The sequence below is a fragment of the Actinosynnema sp. NPDC023658 genome (assembly GCF_040639995.1).
Lineage (GTDB): Bacteria > Actinomycetota > Actinomycetes > Mycobacteriales > Pseudonocardiaceae > Actinosynnema.
In genome coordinates this window covers 1-1514 of sequence record NZ_JBFAAX010001217.1, presented here as the reverse complement: position 1 = coordinate 1514, position 1514 = coordinate 1, and the positions used below count along the sequence as shown (strand labels likewise).

The window sequence follows — 1514 nt, the reverse complement described above, 5'->3', positions numbered from 1 at the left end:
AGCCGCGAACGGTCTCCGCGATCTCGGCCAGGTACCGCACCCGCGTCGCGGGCACCACCGTGGCCGCCGACGTCGACACCCGACCCGACACGACCGGCAGCGCGCCTTCCACCACGTCCAGCCCGCGCTGCGCCAGCTCCCCGCGCAGGTGCTGGTACAACGACGTCACGCCGTCGTCGTTGAACGTCGCCGCGGACGTGCCGAACACCGGCATGTCCTCCCACGACGCCCCGAACGCCTCCCTGTTGCGCACCAGCTGCCGGGCCACGTCACGACGCGCGTCCTCCGCGCCGCGGCGCTCGAACTTGTTGATCGCCACCGCGTCGGCGAAGTCCAGCATGTCGATCTTCTCCAGCTGCGACGCGGCGCCGAACTCCGGCGTCATCACGTACAGCGAGAGGTCCACGAACGGCACGATCGCCGCGTCGCCCTGCCCGATGCCGGGCGTCTCCACCACGATCAGGTCGAACCCCGCCGCCTTGCAGGCCAGGATCGCGTCCGACAGGCCCTCCGGCACCTCCGAGCCCGCCTTGCGGGTGGCCAGCGACCGGAAGAACACCCGGTCGCCGTCCAGGCAGTTCATCCGGATCCGGTCGCCCAGCAGCGCGCCACCGCCCCGGCGGCGGGTCGGGTCGACCGCCAGCACCGCGACCCGCAGCTTGTCCTGCTGGTCGAGCCGGAACCGGCGCACCAGCTCGTCGGTCAGCGACGACTTGCCCGAGCCACCGGTGCCCGTGATGCCCAGCACCGGCACCGGGCGCTCCGCCGCCGCGCGCACCACCCGTTCCCGCACGTCACCGGGCAGCACACCGGCCTCGATGAGCGTGATCGCCCGCGCCAGCACGTCCTCGCCGCCGGTGAACAGCCCGTCCCACGACGACGGCGGGCGCTCGGTCAGCGGGTGGTCGCAGGCCTCCACCATCGTGTTGATCATGCGGGCGAGGCCCAGCTCCTGCCCGTCGGCCGGCGAGAAGATCCGCGCCACGCCGCGCGAGTGCAGCAGCTCGATCTCCTCGGGCACGATGACGCCGCCACCGCCGCCGAACACCTTGATGTGCCCCGCGCCGCGCTCGGCCAGCAGTTCCACCAGGTAGGTGAAGTACTCGACGTGCCCGCCCTGGTAGGCGCTGATCGCGATGCCCTGCACGTCCTCCTGCACGGCCGCGGCGACGACCTCGCGCACCGACCGGTTGTGCCCCAGGTGCACCACCTCCACGCCCTGGGACTGGAGGATCCGGCGCATGATGTTGATCGCGGCATCGTGGCCGTCGAACAGGCTGGCCGCGGTCACGAAGCGGACCGGGTGCAGCGGGGTGTGCAGCGGCGTTGCGGTCACGACTGGCTCCTTCGGCAGCGCGGAACTGCGACCAGATTACTAGGACATCCGTCTATCGGAAGTACGAGGAGTTGTGCGGCAGGTCACCCTGATCGCGCGCGCCGAAGAACACGCGTGTAACTTCCGTCCAAACGGGGTAGAGGATCTTCCATGAGCAGCACACCTATCTACGACGAGC

At 70.7% G+C, this 1514-nt stretch carries 1 protein-coding gene; it reads right to left on the bottom strand.

Going from position 1 to position 1514, the window contains the following annotated elements:
* Positions 1 to 1336, bottom strand: a 1336-nt coding sequence (locus AB0G02_RS39670) for a cobalamin-dependent protein (protein ID WP_360805530.1), incomplete at its 3' end; no start/stop codon positions are given.
* Positions 1337 to 1514: the final 178 nt, after the last annotated feature.